Raw genomic sequence first — 16,886 nt, forward strand, 5'->3', positions numbered from 1 at the left:
CCCTGTGCTTATCGCGATCATTGTGCTTATCGCGATCGTTGTGCTTATCCCAATCGCTGTGCTTATCGCGATCGTTGTGCTTATGCACATTTCTGTGCCTATTCTTCGGTTTCTCCTTCTTGCATCCACAGTCATGGTCATGATCATGATGGTAATTCATATTAGCATCTCCTTTCTTATAGAGTGGGTGATGATATTAACAGGATATGGGGAAAAGCATTGGTTTGTATGGGGATGTGACTATACTGCAGGAAAATCTTTCTCGATTATGGGAAAACTGAAGAAGAATATTTGCTATTTCGTTAATAAACATTCAATATAAAAATTGATTTACATAGAAGCTGAAAGAAAATGGAGGGAAAGTAAATATGTTGAAAAAACAAGTGGAGCTTTATCTTGCCAGGAAGATCAATGAGGCATCTGCAAAAGGTGCTATTGAATTACATAGTGAAGAAAAAGAATATGCAGATCAAAACGGCCTTCTAGAAGGAGCAGAACATCCCATCACAGAACTGCCGCCAGAAAAACGATTTGAAGGTGCTTATCTAGAAAGAGGAGACAAAGAAACAGAAGAGTTCCTGGGTGAAGAATCTGCAGATTTCTTCAGGCAGCCTATCACCTATTTCCAAAAGCATAAAAATGAATTTATGTATGTCGAGTCGGAGTGGTGGGAAATAGTAGGTGTTGATGCAGTAAGCTTTGAGGCTGATGATGTTTTCGGCACATATGATGTCATGCTTGGCCTAAAACTACAAAAGAAATATGATTCTGCAATCAATTCATTCTTAAAAGAAAACCTTCTGGGAGAGGGGGAAGGCTTTGATTTAATGTTTGATTCCAAAGAAGGGATTTGGAGCCTTAACTTTGCTCTTAATGGTGTGAAGGGCTACCAGGAAGATATGACAATCAGTGAAGCGTATACTTTAATTTACGGTATTCTCTTCAAGCTTGCTGAATGGGTAGAAGGCAATAAATAACAAAACGCCAGCTTGGCGTTTTTGTTATCTCCATGGATTTGAGAGTCTGAAGACGCTTTAGTGTGTCATCATACTACTATATTAGAATACTAAAATTTCCCATAACCATTGACAGCGGCGGGTGGTACGCATAAAATTAATATTAGTTATTAGTTAATAGGTAAAATTCAGAAAACGGGGTTTGTTATGGGGAACCGAATAGCGATTGGTAAAACAGCGATCCTGCTTGCATCCTTAACAGAAGAAGAAATGGATTTTTTTAGTCCTTCACTAAAGGATGTCAATTATTGTATCGGCAAGGTTGGATCGATGAATATGCAAAAGGTGATTTCCGCAGTGGAAACAGCAGCCAAACGCCATGAACTCATTCATCCCAATTTATACCGCGAAACACATGCACTTTACCACGCGATCATGGAAGGAATGGAAGGAGTAACGAGAGGCCATCTTGCGATCGGTGAGATGAGCAGGACCGTTGGCCTTCGGTTTGCGGTTGTCCGTGGAACACCTTTCACAGATAAGAGTGAAGGCGAATGGATTGCGGTCGCTTTTTATGGAACGATTGGTGCTCCTGTAAAAGGATCGGAACACGAAACAGTAGGCTTAGGAATCAATCACATATAGTTGTACATTGCCTATAGTACACAAGTCAGCAGGAGGCGATGATGGTTTAAGTATGCCATTGTCGTCTCCTTTTTATTTTATCATTTAATTGGGGGGTTAGTGTAAATGGTGGTTTTAACAGGGTCAACATTAACGCTGGATCAAATTAAACAGGTTTGCTACCAGGAAGAAGTTGTCACGATCAGTCCTGACAGCATGCGGAAGGTGGAAGAAAGCAGGGCTGCGGTTGACAAAATTGTGGCCGAAAAACGTACAATCTATGGAATCAATACAGGTTTTGGGAAATTCAGTGACGTTATCATCGAGGAACATGATGTAAATGCTCTGCAGTTAAACTTGATCCGATCGCATGCCTGCGGAGTGGGTGAGCCATTCCCTGAAGTCGTCTCCAGAGCCATGATTTTACTTCGACTAAATGCGCTCATCAAAGGATTTTCCGGAATTAGACCAGTGATTGTCGAGCGACTGACAGAACTTCTCAACCTTAAAATTCATCCAGTCGTTCCCCAGCAAGGATCACTGGGTGCTTCCGGAGACCTCGCCCCATTATCGCATCTCGCGCTCGTCCTGCTTGGGGAAGGTAAGGTCTTTTACCAGGGAGAAGTAAGGAAGACAGGGGAAGTGTACAAACAGAAAGGCCTTGAGCCCATCGTTTTACAGGCTAAAGAAGGTTTGGCCTTGATAAATGGGACACAGGCGATGACAGCGATGGGTGTTGTGAACTGGATTGAGGCAAATAATATTGCCTGCCAGTCTGAATGGATTGCTGCTCTTACACTGGAAGGTCTGGAGGGCGTTATTGATGCATTTCATCCTGCGATCCATGAGGCGCGCGGCTACAAGCAGCAGATGGATGTTGCAGAGCGTATGAGAGGCCTGCTGTCAGGCAGCAAACTGATAACAAGGCAAGGGGAAAAAAGGGTTCAGGATGCGTACTCATTAAGATGTATTCCACAGGTACATGGTGCTTCCTGGCAGGCGCTTGATTACGTAAAAGAAAAACTGGAGATTGAGATGAACGCAGCGACTGACAATCCATTGATTTTTGATGGAGGCGAAACTGTCATATCTGGCGGTAATTTCCACGGCCAGCCGATCGCCATTGCAATGGACTTTATGAAAATTGCTGTAGCGGAATTTGCGAGCATTTCTGAACGCAGGATAGAACGACTTGTAAATCCCCAGTTAAACGATTTGCCGCCATTTCTAAGTCCGCAGCCAGGGCTGCAATCCGGCGCCATGATCATGCAATACAGTGCGGCATCATTAGTTTCGGAAAACAAGACACTTGCCCACCCAGCAAGTGTAGATTCCATTCCTTCCTCAGCAAACCAGGAAGACCATGTAAGCATGGGGACGATCGCTGCACGCCATGCCCATAATATTATTCAAAATGTTAGGCGTGTACTGGCGATTGAATGCATCTGTGCACTACAGGCTGTGCAGTACCGTGGAGTTGATAAAATGTCACCGCAAACAAGAACTTTCTACGAGGATGCCAGAAAAATTGTCCCTTCTATTACAGAGGATCGCATATTTTCAGAGGACATCGAGAGGCTGGCAGATTGGCTAAAAAAAAATAATAGGCAATGGACAGCTATAAAAGAGAATGAAGGGAACCTCGTTTTCGAAAGATAAAAACTTAAAGCGATAATTCTATTTTTCAATATTTCTATATTTCTATAATTCATATAAAAACGAAGGAGTGGGAAACATGACAATCGAAGCTAAAAGAAATATCAGAGCAAAAAAGGGTCTTGAACTTGAATGTAAAGGCTGGGAGCAAGAAGCAGCATTAAGGATGCTATACAACAATTTAGATCCTGAGGTGGCTGAAAATCCTGAAGAACTAGTTGTTTACGGCGGCATCGGTAAAGCAGCAAGAAACTGGGAAGCTTTTGATGCAATTGTTGATACACTTCGCCGACTGGAAAACGACGAAACGATGCTGATCCAATCAGGTAAGCCAGTGGCTGTTTTTAAAACACATAGAGCTGCCCCGAGAGTGTTATTATCCAATTCTGTATTGGTACCAAAGTGGGCAAACTGGGAGCATTTCCATGAACTTGATCAAAAAGGATTGATGATGTATGGCCAAATGACTGCTGGCAGCTGGATCTATATAGGTTCACAGGGAATCCTTCAAGGGACATACGAAACATTCGCAGAGGTTGCCAGGCAGCATTTTGGAGGTTCATTAAAGAACACGATTACATTAACAGCAGGCTTAGGAGGTATGGGTGGCGCTCAGACTTTAGCAGTGACAATGAATGATGGCGTTTGTATCGCAGTTGAAATTGATCCTGCGAGAATACAAAAGCGCATTGATACTCGTTACTGTGATCGGATGACCTATTCGATTGATGAAGCAATTGAGTGGGCAACGGATGCCAAGCATAAAGGGGAAGCGTTGTCGATTGGACTCGTAGGGAATGCTGCAGAGCTGCATCTTGAATTGCTACAGAGAAACTTCAAGGTTGATATTGTGACAGACCAGACTTCTGCACATGACCCTTTAAATGGGTATATTCCTGTTGGCCTTTCATTGGAGGAAGCTGCAACACTACGCAAGGAAGACCCGAAGGAATATGTTAAGCAATCATCCTTCTCAATGACTAAGCATGTAGCGGCTATGCTTGAATTCCAGCGCAAGGGAGCGGTCACGTTCGACTACGGTAACAATATCCGCCAGGTTGCCAAAGACAATGGCGAGGAGCACGCCTTTGATTTCCCAGGTTTTGTACCTGCCTATATCCGTCCGCTTTTCTGTGAAGGTAAAGGACCTTTCCGCTGGGCTGCTCTATCTGGAGACCCTGCGGACATTCACCGTACAGATAAGTTGATTAAAGAGCTTTTCCCAGAAAATGAGCCGCTGCAGCGCTGGATTGATATGGCTCAGGAAAAGGTAGAGTTTCAGGGGCTGCCTGCCCGCATTTGCTGGCTTGGTTATGGGGAACGTGTGAAAATGGGTCTCGCAATCAATGAATTGGTGCGCAAGGGGGAATTAAAAGCACCGATCGTCATCGGCCGAGATCATTTGGATAGCGGATCAGTTGCCTCACCTAACCGTGAAACTGAAGCAATGAAGGATGGCAGTGACGCAGTTGGGGACTGGGCAATCTTGAACGCGCTTATTAACGTAGCCGCAGGGGGATCATGGATTTCTGTCCATCATGGCGGCGGTGTAGGCATGGGTTATTCTCTTCATGCGGGAATGGTCGTAGTTGCAGATGGCACCGACCTTGCCGAAGAACGCCTAAGAAGAGTGCTGACAACAGATCCTGGCATGGGTGTTGTCCGTCATGTGGATGCTGGATATGAAAAGGCAATCGAAACAGCAAAGGAAAAAGGTGTCGATATCCCTATGCTTCCCTAAAGTTTATATATCAAGATGAGATAGTGAAGTTTGTCTGGATTTGACACCGATCATTATTCGAAAAAAGAAAGGGTTGAGCAGGATTGGAATTCGATTTACTTGTACACAATATCGGACAGCTAATTTTACCGAAAGGCTCTGATATGCCATTGAAGGGCCAGGAAATGAAGCAGATCAATATTATGGAAAATGCGGCAATAGGGGTAAAGGATGGGAAAGTCGCCTGGGCTGGCCTTGATGCGGAAGCCGCTAGTTTTAGTGCAAATGAACGTGTAAACGCTAATGGCAAGGTCGTTTCTCCTGGCTTGGTTGATCCGCATACTCATTTAGTTTTTGGTGGTTCTCGAGAACATGAGCTTTCCTTGAAACAGGCGGGAGTGCCGTACTTAGAAATCCTGGCAAAGGGTGGCGGAATTTTATCTACAGTGGGCTCAACCAAAAATGCTACAGAGGAAGAACTATTTGAAAAAGCATCTTTCCATTTGGAAAGGATGATTTCCCACGGTGTCACCACTCTCGAAGCAAAGAGCGGTTATGGATTGGATCCAGAAACAGAATTAAAACAACTGAGGGTTGTTAAGAGACTTAAAGAAAAGTATCCTATTTCAATTGTATCAACGTTTCTGGGGGCACATGCTGTCCCGCCTGCCTATAAGGGAAAAGAAGATGAATTCCTAACGGAAATGGCCGATTTACTTGATGAAATTAAAGAATATGAACTAGCAGAGTTCGTTGATATCTTTTGTGAGACAGGTGTCTTCACAATCGAGCAATCAAGACGGTTTTTACAAAAGGCAAAGGAAAAGGGAATTGGCTTGAAAATTCATGCGGATGAAATTGATCCTTTGGGTGGAGCTGAATTGGCGGCATTCTTAGAAGCGGCAAGTGCGGACCATTTAGTTGCTGCTTCAGACGAAGGCATTGATCGATTAAGTAAAAGCAATACGGTCGCGGTACTTCTTCCTGGCACTACTTTTTACTTGGGAAAAGACCATTATGCCAGAGCAAGAAAAATGATTGACGAAGGAGCGGCTGTTGCTTTGGCTACCGATTTCAACCCTGGCAGCTGTGTAACGGAAAATCTGCAATTAATTATGTCTCTCGCGGCTTTAAAACTTAAAATGTCTGCTGAGGAGATTTGGAATGCGGTAACAGCAAATGCCGCACATGCTATTGGGAAAGGCGCAGAAGCTGGAACGCTTGATATTGGAAGGAAAGCGAATTTTGTCATTTGGGATGTTCCGAACTACAAATATGTCCCTTATCATTTTGGCGTCAATCATGTGCAAAGTGTCTATCATTCAGGCAGCAAACTGTGGGAGAGGAAGCCTTATGGAGAAATTCAGCTATCTTCAGCCAGGTAAATCAGCCGTATTTAAGGACCAGTTTGTCACAAAGGTAAATGAGTGTCTTTTTCCATATAAAGAAGGTGAAAAAGGTGAGATTGGATTAATTGGTCTCCCTTTTTCCAAAACATCTATATCCTTATCTCAGGCATCTGATGCCCCGAAAACGATCAGGGCCAGCTTAAACAGTTTTTCAACTTTTTCAGGAGAGCGAGATACAGATTTCGAAGATGTAAGAATTATAGACTTTGGTGATGTAATGACCCATCCAACAGATATGGAGGAATCGATTGCCCGCCTTCATTTGAGTGTTAAAGAAATGCTTGATAAAAATGTCTGCGGACGGTATATCATGCTTGGCGGGGACCATGGAGTCAGCTATCCTTCTATCCGCGCATTTCAGGAAAGCTTCGGGGAAATAGGCGTGATTCAATGGGATGCGCACCATGATGTAAGGAATTTGGAGGATGGTGGAAGGACGAATGGAACTCCATTCAGAAGCCTTATTGAGGGCGGTTATTTAAAAGGGGAGCATCTGGTGCAGATTGGCATCCGTGATTTTGCTAATGCAAAAAAATATCATGATTACACAAAGGAAAAAGGTATTTCTGTTTATACGATGGCAGATGTTGAAATGACTGGTATCGTGGCAATCATAAAAAAAGAACTAGAGAGATTATCTAAACTAGTAGACATAATCTATTTATCTGTTGATATGGACGTAGTGGACCAGGCGTTCGCCCCAGGTTGTCCAGCAATTGGACCAGGCGGAATCACTAGCAGGGAATTGCTTACTAGCATTTCAGTATCTGCTTCACATGAAAAAGTAAAAGCGATGGACATAGTAGAAATTGATCCATCAAAGGATTTTCGGGATATTACCAGCAGGCTTGCAGCAGCAGCTATGCTTAAGTTTATGTATAGCAAGAATAAAACGTTTGAATAAAACAGCCTGAAGCCGTTTATTTTCTACAAGTTGGTTAAATGACGACTTTAAAACTCACGGATAAGCTTGTCCAGTGGCAGCAATGGAATGAGTGAATTTTGGATACCAAATAGTCCTATAGGCCAATCCATCACACTTAACTGTGAAATAGAATACCCAATACTTATAAAACAATAAAAGGAGAAGAATCCATTAAAAGATTCTTCTCCTTCTTGTGCAGTTATATATTGTTATTCCTTCTCTTTAAAAACCGTTGATACAATTTCAAATGATTTCAGCCTTGCGTCGTGATCGTAAATCTGGGCGTTAATGATCATCTCATCCGCCTGAGTCTCATCCAGGAATTGTTGCAGCTTTTCTTTTACTGTTTGCGGACTTCCAACTATTGAAGAGCCAATGCGGCTGTCAAGCAACATCTTTTCATAATCGCTAAGCTGTTGATCCATATTTTCTACAGGAGGAAGTAGTGGACTTGGATTGTTCCTGAACAAGTTTAGGAATTGCTGTTGCATGGATGTAGCAAGAAATTCTGCCTCCTGATCTGTTTCTGCAGCTATGACATTCACTCCGACCATTGCATATGGCTCTTTGAGAATATCTGATGGTTGGAAGCTTCTTCGGTATAGCTTAAGAGCTCCTAATGTGTTTTCTGGTGAGAAATGACTTGCAAATGAGAATGGCAATCCCAACTGACCTGCCAATTGGGCACTATAGCCGCTTGAACCTAAAAGCCATATCGGGATGTTAAGTCCTTCTCCAGGAATAGCCCGAACACTCCGGTATTGTGAATCTAATTCCGGATTAAAATAAGCACGCAGTTCGTCTAATTGCTCAGGGAAATCCTGTCCATCACTTCGCCGTTCGCGCCTTAAAGCGTATGCGGTCACTTGGTCGGTTCCTGGAGCCCGTCCAAGTCCAAGATCGATTCTTCCAGGGAAAAGTGATTCCAGCGTCCCGAATTGTTCTGCGATTACGAGTGGCGCATGGTTAGGAAGCATGATCCCGCCTGATCCAACACGTATAGTGGAAGTACCTGCTGCCACATGTCCTATTACAACCGATGTTGCAGAACTAGCAATTCCAGGCATATTATGGTGCTCTGCCAGCCAATAACGGTTATAGCCCCATTTTTCGGCGTGCTGGGCGAGGTCAAGTGTATTTTTAAATGAGTCGGATGCTGAGCCTCCCTGAAGAATCGGAGACAAATCAAGTACTGAATATTTAATGTTGTTTAATGATTTTCCGTTTGTCATTTTTTCATCTACTTTCATTGAAAAATAAATACGCAGTAATGATAGTTACTATTCCCTGCGGTTTTCAAATCAATAGTACCAATTATCTTTCGTTAATCAAAATAATATGTTTGGAGATAATGGAATGGGGAAGGAACGAGGAAGAAAAGGGAAGCTGAGAAATCTATCTTTGCCTTGAAAGATGCTCATATACTTCCCGAAGGTTATTGTAGCCCTGGTCCTGTGCTTTCTTTAAAAAAAATGCCCATATTTGAGCAGCCATTTTAGCGTCTGCTAAAGCATGATGCCGATCTGTCACTTCAATTCCGCAATCATGGCAAATCTGTTCTAATGCCGAGGACTGAAAGAGAGGATTTGCTAGCCTGACTAAGAATGAAGTGTCTATGATTCGGTGTTCAAAACTGACGCGAAGCAGTTCTAAGGTAATTTTTTTCATGAATGCTTGCTCGTGTTTTGCGTGATGTGCAACCAATATTGAACTTCCGATGAAATTAAAGAAGTCGATCAGGACATCCTTTGCTTCGGGCGCACCTTCAAGCTGCTCATTAACAATATTGGTTAATTTCGATATCTCTATAGGAATTGGGGTATCAGTTTTAATTAATGAATAAAATACATCTTTCTCATGTATTTGGCTTCCGGTCATTTTGACTGCTCCAATGGATATAACTTTATCTCCTTTCTCAGGAAAAAATCCGGTTGTTTCTAGATCAAAGACGACAACAGACAACTCATCCAAATGGCAATCGAGGCTGTTTTTTTGTTTCATTTCTTTTTGCAGCTGCCTGATAAATGAAATTTGCTGAGCGTTCGTTTGAGGCTGTAATCCTGCATATATATTCGAACCAAGTTTGCCAGACATTTGTCTTACAAAGCGCACCATATCATTCATACCCATTGTGATTTTCCTTTTCAATCAGGCCTCTGACTTTGAAATACAACAGTTCGCCAGTTTTTAAAATTTCTTTTAACTCTTTTCTTTCCGATTTGGTCAGTTTTTCTCCATTTACATAGTGGCCCGTTTCGTAATTATAATGATTGCCATGATGCAGCCGGAAATCTAGTAGTCTTGAGAAGTTGTTTGCAAAAAATTTGCTCTCGTCTGATGGCAGCGCATATTGTGAAATAAGATTAAACCTGGAAAGTGTTGAGCTTTCTGTGATTTTCTCGTTTAATGCTAGGAGCCTGGCGGCATTTACATACGGAAAAAAGGCCGTGTCTTTAAGGTTGATTGATCCAGAAAATGTTCCATGCGTTTCGACCAGCAACTGTCCAAGGACACCAACACCCTTTTTAAAATGCATAGTATTTTGCAGCATTCTTTTTATTAGGTGTTCTTCCTCGATAGAAGAAAAGTATCCCTTTTTAAGGCTTGAAAGGAGAGAAGCTGCACCGTAAAGTGGACGTGCATCTGCAAAAATTAATAAATACCGGATTGATTCCCAGGATGAGTCAGCTGCCCACTTATGGATTTGGGTTTTCCATTCTGTCATAGGTTTGCACCACAATGAATTGCCTGCCATTACTCCGCCAGAGCATTTCGAATATCCAGCTAGTTCAAGACCATCGGATATTTCCTGACCTAGATTAATAAAATATTTTTTTGATTCATCATTATTAGCCTCAAATACTATTCCATGATCCTGGTCACTCCAAATCGATTGCTCAAATCTGCCGGCACTTCCCATGACAAAGAAAGTAAAAATGGAGGGAGGATCACCATAACTCATGTTCATACGCCTTAATGCTAAAGAGATAACAAGTTCGTAAATCTGGTCGTGAAATTCATTCAGGTCATCATTGTTCCGTGAGGCAAGCGCGATTCCCTGTAAACGAAAATCATTTATTTGATCATAACTTGTAAATTCCATCTGACATTCTTCCCCCTAAGTTCCTGAAAATACAAAGACGGCAGGCCCCGGAAAGCGGGACCGCCGTATTTCAATATTACTATCAATAAATTAATTAATCGATGTCTGCTGTTGTGGTTTCAACGGTACAGTATGGGTTCCAGTTTTTACGTTTTCTCCATTTTTGGTTAAAGCAGAATTAACGAGTTCTGGATATCCATAGCTGCCATGCTCACTCATGTCGAGGCCGATGATTTCTTCTTCTTCTGTTACACGAAGCCCTTTCATTGATCCTTTCATGAGTGCCAGGATGATATATGAAACAACGAATGCGAATGCCGCGCATGCTGCAACTCCCATTGCCTGGACTCCCAATTGTTCAAAACCGCCGCCGTAAAATAGACCCGGCTTTCCAACAGAAGCCAGCTCAGGTGTTGCGAAAAAACCTGTTGATAAAGTACCCCAAACCCCTGCAGTACCATGAACTGATAATGCAAAGATAGGGTCGTCGATCTTTCTGCTTTCAAAGAAACGAATGCTATAGAATACAAGGATTCCTGCGATTAGGCCAATGACAACAGCAGCCCAAGTGTCAACAAATGCACAAGATGCCGTAATGGCTACAAGTCCAGCTAATGCTCCATTCAGCATCATAGGTACATCTGCCTTGCCGACTACAATCCAGGAAATCAACATAGCTGCGACTGTTCCTGCAGCGGCTGCAAGATTAGTATTAAGTGCTACAAAGCCAAAGAATGCTCCGTCAACAGAAACAGTGCTCCCAGCATTAAAGCCGAACCAGCCAACCCAAAGCAACAGGACACTTAATGCAGTGAAGACCTGGTTATGACCCTCGATGTTGTTAGCTGAGCCGTCCTTGTTGAATTTTCCCATGCGAGGCTTCAATAGGATAGTAGCTGCGAGTGCTGCCATCGCTCCTGTAAGATGTACGACGGTTGATCCGGCAAAGTCCTGTTTACCATGTTCAGCCAGCCAGCCGCCACCCCAAATCCAATGTGCGATGAAGGGGTAGACTAAAACCGAAAATAACAGCGCGAATACTAGGTATACAGATAATTTCGCTCGTTCTGCAAATCCACCAAAAGCGATAGTTAAAGAAATGCCAGCAAAAGCTAACTGGAATAAAAAGAAAACAGATCCAGAAAGACTAAGGCCCTCGATATCATATCCGGAATAGAAAAAGTCAGAAAAACCAATGATTGAATTCCCTTCTCCAAATATTAACCCATAGCCGACAGCCCAGAACACGAGAGAAGAAATACCAAAGGTTAAAATGGTTTTTCCAGCAATATGACCAGCATTCTTCATCCTTGTCGATCCTGTTTCCAGCAGGATGAATCCTCCCAACATTAAAATAACAAGTACTGCGGCAATCATGACCCAAAGACTGTTCATTAAAAATAAAGTATCCATAATGGCTCCCCTTTCAAAACTTGAATGTAATTTGTATTCTCGCATGTATTTTGTAAGGTTTCTATATTCATGTAAGAAAATCTAACGTGGTTTTTGGTGAAAAGAGTGTTTAACCTACCGTTGCTTCCTGCATCAGCTCCTCACCTAACACTTCAACCAATAGAGTAGTTAAGCTTTTACATAGCCAGCGAAAAAGAAAAAACCCCACAAAGGGGGTTAGAATTTGAAAAAATTCATAAATTAATATTTCTTTATTCCAAAGCGGGCATTCAGCTGTCCCTGGATCATCTTTTTATGGGCAGCTTCATCAGTGCGTTTCTTTTCACGGATCATTTCCTGTCGGATTTCGTATGTTTGGACACCATCTTCTATTTTATTTGCAATCTCGACTAATTGTTCAACATCAGCAAATGAATACCTTCGGCTGCCGCCTGGCGTCCTGTCAGGGAATATTAATTTTCTTTCCTCATAATATCGGATTTGCCGCTCTGAAAGGCCTGTCAACTCCTTTACGATTCCGATTGTAATCACTTTTTTATCTTTATAAGACGCTTCGTTTGCCATATGTTTCACCACGTTTCACTATGTTAATGTATTTTATGTTATATTTTCTCACATGAAACTAGATTTGACAAAGAATTTTATCTATTCAAAATTATTTTGCAAAGTTATCTGTTAGATTCTTTAATTCGGTAATAGTAAATTTCTTTAATTCATCTTCGGTTGCGTCAGTAAATCCTGACTTCATCAAATAATGAATATAATGATCCTTTAGTCTTTCAATAGCAGACCGTAAATGCATTGACATCTTTATATTCCTCCTTTAAGAAATTTCGTTTTGAACACTTCTTAAAATGATCTGTGCCTGGTTTCCTCGACTTTTCAGCAGTTCCTCATATAATTCATCCCTCAGAACGTCGAGCAGTACAATTAATTGTGCCAAACTAAAGTCATTTTGAAATTTCATAGACAGTGCCTCATTTCCTTATTATGTTATTTATTTTCATAATCGTAAGGTATTTTCCCATTAGCGTCAGCAAATGTGTAAGAATTTCTCACCGAACTTTTGCCTTGAGAGTAATGATTAAGTAAAAATAAGGAAAACCTACAAACGATGTGTCGATAGGAGGAATGAATATGGAACAGATCAGCCAGTCAGATAATAGAGGGTTTGTGAGAAATGAATATGATGTGCTAAAAAAAGTCATTTTGTGCCAGCCGCAGTATATGACAATTCGCGAGGTAATCAATGAAACACAAAAACACTTCAAGGATGAGGGCATACATATTGAAAGAGCATTAGAACAGCATAACAATTTTGTAAGCACCCTCCGGAAAATCGGAGTTGAGGTCATATTGCTTCCATATCACAAAAAGTATCCCGAGCAGGTGTTCACAAGGGATATAGGCTTCACTCTTGGTCAGACCATATTTGTTGCTGAAATGGCAAGTGATATCCGTAAAGGTGAAGAAGATGTATTGAAACAATGGCTAGAGGACGAGGGGATTTCTTATTACAATTTACTTGGTGACCAAATCGAGGGCGGCGATGTCATCATTGATCGTGATACTATTTATATCGGTCTGAGCAATCGTACAAATCAAAATGCTGTGGATCATTTACAAGGATTACTTTCGCAATATGAAGTAAAGCCAGTTCATTTCAAGGCAGAATATCTTCATTTGGATTGTGTCTTTAATATAGTATCACCCGATGTGGCACTCATTTACCGCAAGGCTCTGACAGAGCAGGACATTACATTATTCAGTTCTCGATATGAACTTATTGATGTGACTGAAGAAGAACAATTCACTCTTGGAACGAACGTTCTGTCTGTTGGGAACAAGTGTATTCTAAGCCTGCCCGTTAACAAAGGAGTCAATGAAAAGCTTCGAAGTAAGGGGTTTGAAGTAATTGAAGTAGATATAACAGAAATCATTAAATCTGGCGGTTCATTTAGATGTTGTACACTTCCAATCCTGCGTGAAGAAGAGGATTCCGTAATTTGAATACAAATGGAAAACACACCCTTTTACTTAGGTAAAAGGGTGTGTTTTTGTACAGATAAAGATATAGTGAACTGTTTTATATCACATAATAATTGTCCAATAAGCAATATTATCTTATGATTCTAAATAGCAAGAATCTTAAAACAGCAAAGGGGGATTCACTTGGAGGCATTTGTTTCTTGGTTAAATGGGATTTTGTGGAGTACACCGTTTATTTACACCATTCTTGGTATCGGTTTAATCTTCTCGATCCTGACAAGGTTTTTACAAGTAAGACATATTAAAGACATGGTTATGCTAATGTTCCAAGGAAAAAGTTCTGAAGCGGGTGTTTCATCATTCCAGGCATTATCTATCGCTCTTTCTGGCCGCGTTGGAACAGGTAATATCGCTGGTACGGCTACAGCTATTGCAATGGGAGGACCTGGAGCTGTTTTCTGGATGTGGGCAATCGCCTTCATTGGGGCAAGCAGTGCTTTTGTAGAGTCAACACTTGCGCAAATCTATAAAGTTAAGCAAGATGGACTATATAGAGGCGGTCCTGCATATTACATTGAAAAAGGTCTTGGAATCAGATGGTTTGCAATCGCTTTTGCTATTTCTGCCCTTTTGGCAATGGCCCTTTTAATGCCAGGAATCCAGTCTAATTCAATCGCAATTGGAGTAGAGAATGCCTTTGGTGTAAGCAAAACAGTTACTGGTTTAATTATTGTTCTGTTTTTAGGTGCCATTATTTTTGGCGGCGTAAAAAGGATTGCGACTGTTGCTCAATACACCGTGCCATTTATGGCTATTGGTTACATCCTTGTTGCCCTTGTAATCATTGGTATGAACATCACTGAACTTCCAGCTGTTTTCGCTCTTATCTTTAAAAGTGCATTCGGTGCTGACTCCATGTTCGGAGGTATTCTCGGAAGCGCAATTGCGTGGGGAGTAAAACGGGGAATCTATTCCAACGAAGCTGGACAAGGTACAGGAGCACATGCTGCGGCTGCGGCTGAAGTTTCCCACCCTGCAAAACAGGGTCTTGTTCAAGCGTTCTCAGTTTATATTGATACACTTTTTGTATGTTCAGCCACTGCGTTCATGATTTTATTTACAGGCATGTTCAATACTGTAGGCGCAGATGGCAAGACATTCTTGGTAGAAAAATTGCCAGGAGTAGAAGCTGGACCGGGTTATACACAGGCGGCTGTTGACGCTGTTATCCCTGGATTTGGAGCTGAATTTGTTGCTGTGGCTTTATTCTTCTTCGCTTTCACAACAATCATGGCGTATTATTATATGGCTGAAACGAACATCGCTTACCTTCTAAGAGGTAAAGATGGCAAGGTTCCAATGTTTATTCTTAAAGTAGTCATCCTTGCTGCAACCTTCTATGGAGCAGTCAAGGAAGCATCACTTGCCTGGGCAATGGGTGATGCTGGTTTAGGAATCATGGTGTGGCTGAATTTAGTTGCCATTGTCCTTCTCGCAAAGCCAGCTTTAATTGCTCTTAAAGATTACGAAGCGCAAAAAAAGCAAGGTTTGGATCCAGTTTTCAATTCCAAGAAGCTCGGCATTAAAAATGCAGAATATTGGGAAGAAGAATATACATTTGATCGTGAAAAAGAAAAAGTTTCATAAGGTTTCCTAATAGGCAGAGCCGATCGATATGATCGGCTCTGCTTTTATATATATTCAATTATATTGTTTCCATATCTAGGGAAGGCTGATATTGACAATGAGTAATATCGGGGGATTAACATGAAAATGCTTTGCATAGATGGTGGTGGAATAAGAGGCGTATTTCCCATTGCGATTTTACAGGCGATTGAAGAAGAATACCAAAAACCGGTTGCGGAATTATTCGATGTTATTGCTGGGACAAGTACTGGATCGATTATAGCTTCGTCTGCTGCATTGAGTACGAAAATGGATAAAGTAATGGAAAGCTATCTTAGTTATGGGGAGAAAATCTTTGTGCGGAAAGCAAAGGTTGGGCTATTCAAAAGCGTGTATAGCGATCGATACTTGCGCAGGCTATTGAAAAAAGCATTTGGTGAAATAGTGCTTGGAGATATAAGTAAGCCTCTGATCATACCTGCAGTTGATATTACGCATGGCAAACCGTATGTTCATCGATCAGCTTATGGATTTTCCGAAAAAGAGGTGTTAAACGTTAAATTATGGGATGCCGTTCTATCTTCTTGCTCAGCACCGATCTACTTTCCTCCCAACAATGTAAACAATCAATACTTATCGATTGATGGAGGACTATGGGCGAATAATCCCTCGCTGGTATGTGTGACAGAGGCTTTACACCATTTCAAAGCTGAGCTTACGGATATAAAAATCCTTTCTATAGGAACAGGACAGCAAAGGATAGATTTTCAAATGGATAAAAAAAGATATTGGGGTGTCCGGCAATGGCTGCCGTTCCAATTTCCTTCGATGAAGGTCACCCCAAAGCTTCTGGATCTCGCAATGGATTTGTCTTCCGAATCCGTTTCTTACCATTGCCGCCTGTTACTCGGGGGCCACTATTTACGACTAAATAGAGAATTATCAGAAGAAATCCCTTTTGATGATGTAAGCTTTATGACAGAAATGAAGCAGCTTGGCAAACAGGTTTTTCAAGACCGGAAAAGGGAGATTGATGCATTTTTGTTAGAGAATCAATAAACTTGTGTTACCTTTATCATTGTATCGGGAATAAAGAGTTAAGAAATACTATTTTTGAGTGTAACAATATATTGAGAGGGGATTGGATGATGGATAAAATCGAAGTTGGCGAAGTTTTTACAATAAGTGATGAAAATGAAGAGGAACTTGAGGTAGAGGTAATTGGTACAGTTACCATTGAAGGGACAGATTATGTTGCTGTCAGTTTCGTAGAAGATCTACAGGAAGAAACTGATGAAGACATCGATATCTTCTTTTTGAAAGTCGATCAAGATGGCGATTTTGTTGCAATTGACTCAGATGACGAGTTTGAAAAGGTATCATCTGCATTTGATGATATGGTGAGTGAAGAGGAATAGCAGAGAACGGAGAGCTTTATTGCTCTCCGTTCAGACTGTAGACAAAC

General features: G+C 41.6%; 18 protein-coding genes. 11 read left to right on the forward strand and 7 right to left on the reverse strand.

Annotated features, from left to right (window positions below; all coding sequences use genetic code 11):
- The 7 genes from V7654_RS12925 to hutG form a co-directional block, all read left to right on the forward strand.
- Positions 1-322 (forward strand): hypothetical protein (locus tag V7654_RS12925; RefSeq protein ID WP_335430771.1); only part of this gene is annotated, 322 nt, incomplete at its 5' end.
- Positions 323-368: 46 nt separating this feature from the next.
- Positions 369-977: a branched-chain amino acid aminotransferase gene (locus tag V7654_RS12930; RefSeq protein WP_335430773.1), complete on the forward strand. Its 609-nt coding sequence runs from the start codon at positions 369-371 to the stop codon at positions 975-977.
- Positions 978-1,163: 186 nt separating this feature from the next.
- Entirely contained in the window at positions 1,164-1,601 is a 438-nt protein-coding gene (gene hutP, locus V7654_RS12935; protein ID WP_335430774.1) for a hut operon transcriptional regulator HutP, read from the forward strand.
- A 105-nt stretch (positions 1,602-1,706) separates the two neighbouring features.
- Positions 1,707-3,239: a histidine ammonia-lyase gene (hutH, locus tag V7654_RS12940; protein ID WP_335430776.1), complete on the forward strand. Its 1,533-nt coding sequence runs from the start codon at positions 1,707-1,709 to the stop codon at positions 3,237-3,239.
- A 76-nt stretch (positions 3,240-3,315) separates the two neighbouring features.
- Positions 3,316-4,977: a urocanate hydratase gene (gene hutU / locus V7654_RS12945; protein WP_335430777.1), complete on the forward strand. Its 1,662-nt coding sequence runs from the start codon at positions 3,316-3,318 to the stop codon at positions 4,975-4,977.
- A 143-nt stretch (positions 4,978-5,120) separates the two neighbouring features.
- Entirely contained in the window at positions 5,121-6,341 is a 1,221-nt protein-coding gene (hutI, locus tag V7654_RS12950) for an imidazolonepropionase (RefSeq protein WP_335430903.1), read from the forward strand.
- Positions 6,310-7,269, forward strand: a complete 960-nt coding sequence (gene hutG / locus V7654_RS12955) for a formimidoylglutamase (RefSeq protein WP_335430778.1) — start codon at positions 6,310-6,312, stop codon at positions 7,267-7,269. The genes hutI and hutG overlap by 32 nt, the downstream gene beginning before the upstream one ends.
- 230 nt (positions 7,270-7,499) lie before the next feature.
- On the opposite strand, the gene V7654_RS12960 is transcribed toward hutG, so the two are convergent.
- From V7654_RS12960 to V7654_RS12990, 7 genes are all read right to left on the reverse strand, one after another.
- Positions 7,500-8,540, reverse strand: a complete 1,041-nt coding sequence (locus V7654_RS12960) for an LLM class flavin-dependent oxidoreductase (RefSeq protein ID WP_335430779.1) — start codon at positions 8,538-8,540, stop codon at positions 7,500-7,502.
- Between the two features lie 145 nt (positions 8,541-8,685).
- Complete coding sequence (locus V7654_RS12965) at positions 8,686-9,420, reverse strand: exonuclease domain-containing protein (protein ID WP_335430780.1); 735 nt, start codon at positions 9,418-9,420, stop codon at positions 8,686-8,688.
- Positions 9,407-10,393 (reverse strand): DUF294 nucleotidyltransferase-like domain-containing protein, encoded by a 987-nt coding sequence (locus tag V7654_RS12970; RefSeq protein ID WP_335430781.1) that lies wholly within the window; start codon positions 10,391-10,393, stop codon positions 9,407-9,409. The genes V7654_RS12965 and V7654_RS12970 overlap by 14 nt, the downstream gene beginning before the upstream one ends.
- A 90-nt stretch (positions 10,394-10,483) precedes the next feature.
- Positions 10,484-11,806 carry an ammonium transporter gene (locus V7654_RS12975; protein ID WP_335430782.1) on the reverse strand — a complete coding sequence of 441 codons (1,323 nt, stop codon included), beginning with the start codon at positions 11,804-11,806 and terminating at the stop codon, positions 10,484-10,486.
- A gap of 240 nt (positions 11,807-12,046) precedes the next feature.
- Positions 12,047-12,370 carry a MerR family transcriptional regulator gene (locus V7654_RS12980; RefSeq protein WP_335430783.1) on the reverse strand — a complete coding sequence of 108 codons (324 nt, stop codon included), beginning with the start codon at positions 12,368-12,370 and terminating at the stop codon, positions 12,047-12,049.
- 91 nt (positions 12,371-12,461) lie between these two features.
- Positions 12,462-12,614, reverse strand: a complete 153-nt coding sequence (locus V7654_RS12985) for a Fur-regulated basic protein FbpA (RefSeq protein WP_335430784.1) — start codon at positions 12,612-12,614, stop codon at positions 12,462-12,464.
- 15 nt (positions 12,615-12,629) lie between these two features.
- On the reverse strand, positions 12,630-12,773 hold the full coding sequence (locus tag V7654_RS12990) for a hypothetical protein (RefSeq protein WP_335430785.1): 144 nt from the start codon (positions 12,771-12,773) through the stop codon (positions 12,630-12,632).
- Positions 12,774-12,943: 170 nt separating this feature from the next.
- Here V7654_RS12990 and V7654_RS12995 point away from each other — a divergent pair, with 170 nt between their 5' ends.
- The 4 genes from V7654_RS12995 to V7654_RS13010 all read left to right on the forward strand — a co-directional run bounded on the left by V7654_RS12995 (position 12,944) and on the right by V7654_RS13010 (position 16,839).
- Entirely contained in the window at positions 12,944-13,816 is an 873-nt protein-coding gene (locus V7654_RS12995; protein ID WP_335430787.1) for a dimethylarginine dimethylaminohydrolase family protein, read from the forward strand.
- Between the two features lie 162 nt (positions 13,817-13,978).
- Positions 13,979-15,442: an alanine/glycine:cation symporter family protein gene (locus V7654_RS13000; protein ID WP_335430788.1), complete on the forward strand. Its 1,464-nt coding sequence runs from the start codon at positions 13,979-13,981 to the stop codon at positions 15,440-15,442.
- Between the two features lie 120 nt (positions 15,443-15,562).
- The gene (locus tag V7654_RS13005; protein WP_335430790.1) at positions 15,563-16,480 is read left to right on the forward strand and encodes a CBASS cGAMP-activated phospholipase; all 918 of its coding nucleotides are present in this window, start codon (positions 15,563-15,565) and stop codon (positions 16,478-16,480) included.
- A gap of 89 nt (positions 16,481-16,569) precedes the next feature.
- Entirely contained in the window at positions 16,570-16,839 is a 270-nt protein-coding gene (locus V7654_RS13010) for a DUF1292 domain-containing protein (protein ID WP_335430792.1), read from the forward strand.
- Positions 16,840-16,886 lie beyond the last annotated feature (47 nt).

Source organism: Bacillus sp. JJ1609 (assembly GCF_036967045.1).
In the GTDB taxonomy this organism is placed as follows: Bacteria; Bacillota; Bacilli; order Bacillales; family Cytobacillaceae; genus Mesobacillus.

Bases quoted from the DNA above. Each gene is read 5' to 3' on its own strand.
- V7654_RS12930 (WP_335430773.1), top strand. From the start codon at position 369: ATGTTGAAAAAACAAGTGGAGCTTTATCTTGCCAGGAAGATCAATGAG.
- hutP (WP_335430774.1), top strand. From the start codon at position 1,164: ATGGGGAACCGAATAGCGATTGGTAAAACAGCGATCCTGCTTGCATCC.
- hutH (WP_335430776.1), top strand. From the start codon at position 1,707: ATGGTGGTTTTAACAGGGTCAACATTAACGCTGGATCAAATTAAACAG.
- hutU (WP_335430777.1), top strand. From the start codon at position 3,316: ATGACAATCGAAGCTAAAAGAAATATCAGAGCAAAAAAGGGTCTTGAA.
- hutI (WP_335430903.1), top strand. From the start codon at position 5,121: ATGCCATTGAAGGGCCAGGAAATGAAGCAGATCAATATTATGGAAAAT.
- hutG (WP_335430778.1), top strand. From the start codon at position 6,310: ATGGAGAAATTCAGCTATCTTCAGCCAGGTAAATCAGCCGTATTTAAG.
- V7654_RS12960 (WP_335430779.1), bottom strand. From the start codon at position 8,540: ATGAAAGTAGATGAAAAAATGACAAACGGAAAATCATTAAACAACATT.
- V7654_RS12965 (WP_335430780.1), bottom strand. From the start codon at position 9,420: ATGGGTATGAATGATATGGTGCGCTTTGTAAGACAAATGTCTGGCAAA.
- V7654_RS12970 (WP_335430781.1), bottom strand. From the start codon at position 10,393: ATGGAATTTACAAGTTATGATCAAATAAATGATTTTCGTTTACAGGGA.
- V7654_RS12975 (WP_335430782.1), bottom strand. From the start codon at position 11,806: ATGGATACTTTATTTTTAATGAACAGTCTTTGGGTCATGATTGCCGCA.
- V7654_RS12980 (WP_335430783.1), bottom strand. From the start codon at position 12,370: ATGGCAAACGAAGCGTCTTATAAAGATAAAAAAGTGATTACAATCGGA.
- V7654_RS12985 (WP_335430784.1), bottom strand. From the start codon at position 12,614: ATGTCAATGCATTTACGGTCTGCTATTGAAAGACTAAAGGATCATTAT.
- V7654_RS12990 (WP_335430785.1), bottom strand. From the start codon at position 12,773: ATGAAATTTCAAAATGACTTTAGTTTGGCACAATTAATTGTACTGCTC.
- V7654_RS12995 (WP_335430787.1), top strand. From the start codon at position 12,944: ATGGAACAGATCAGCCAGTCAGATAATAGAGGGTTTGTGAGAAATGAA.
- V7654_RS13005 (WP_335430790.1), top strand. From the start codon at position 15,563: ATGAAAATGCTTTGCATAGATGGTGGTGGAATAAGAGGCGTATTTCCC.
- V7654_RS13010 (WP_335430792.1), top strand. From the start codon at position 16,570: ATGGATAAAATCGAAGTTGGCGAAGTTTTTACAATAAGTGATGAAAAT.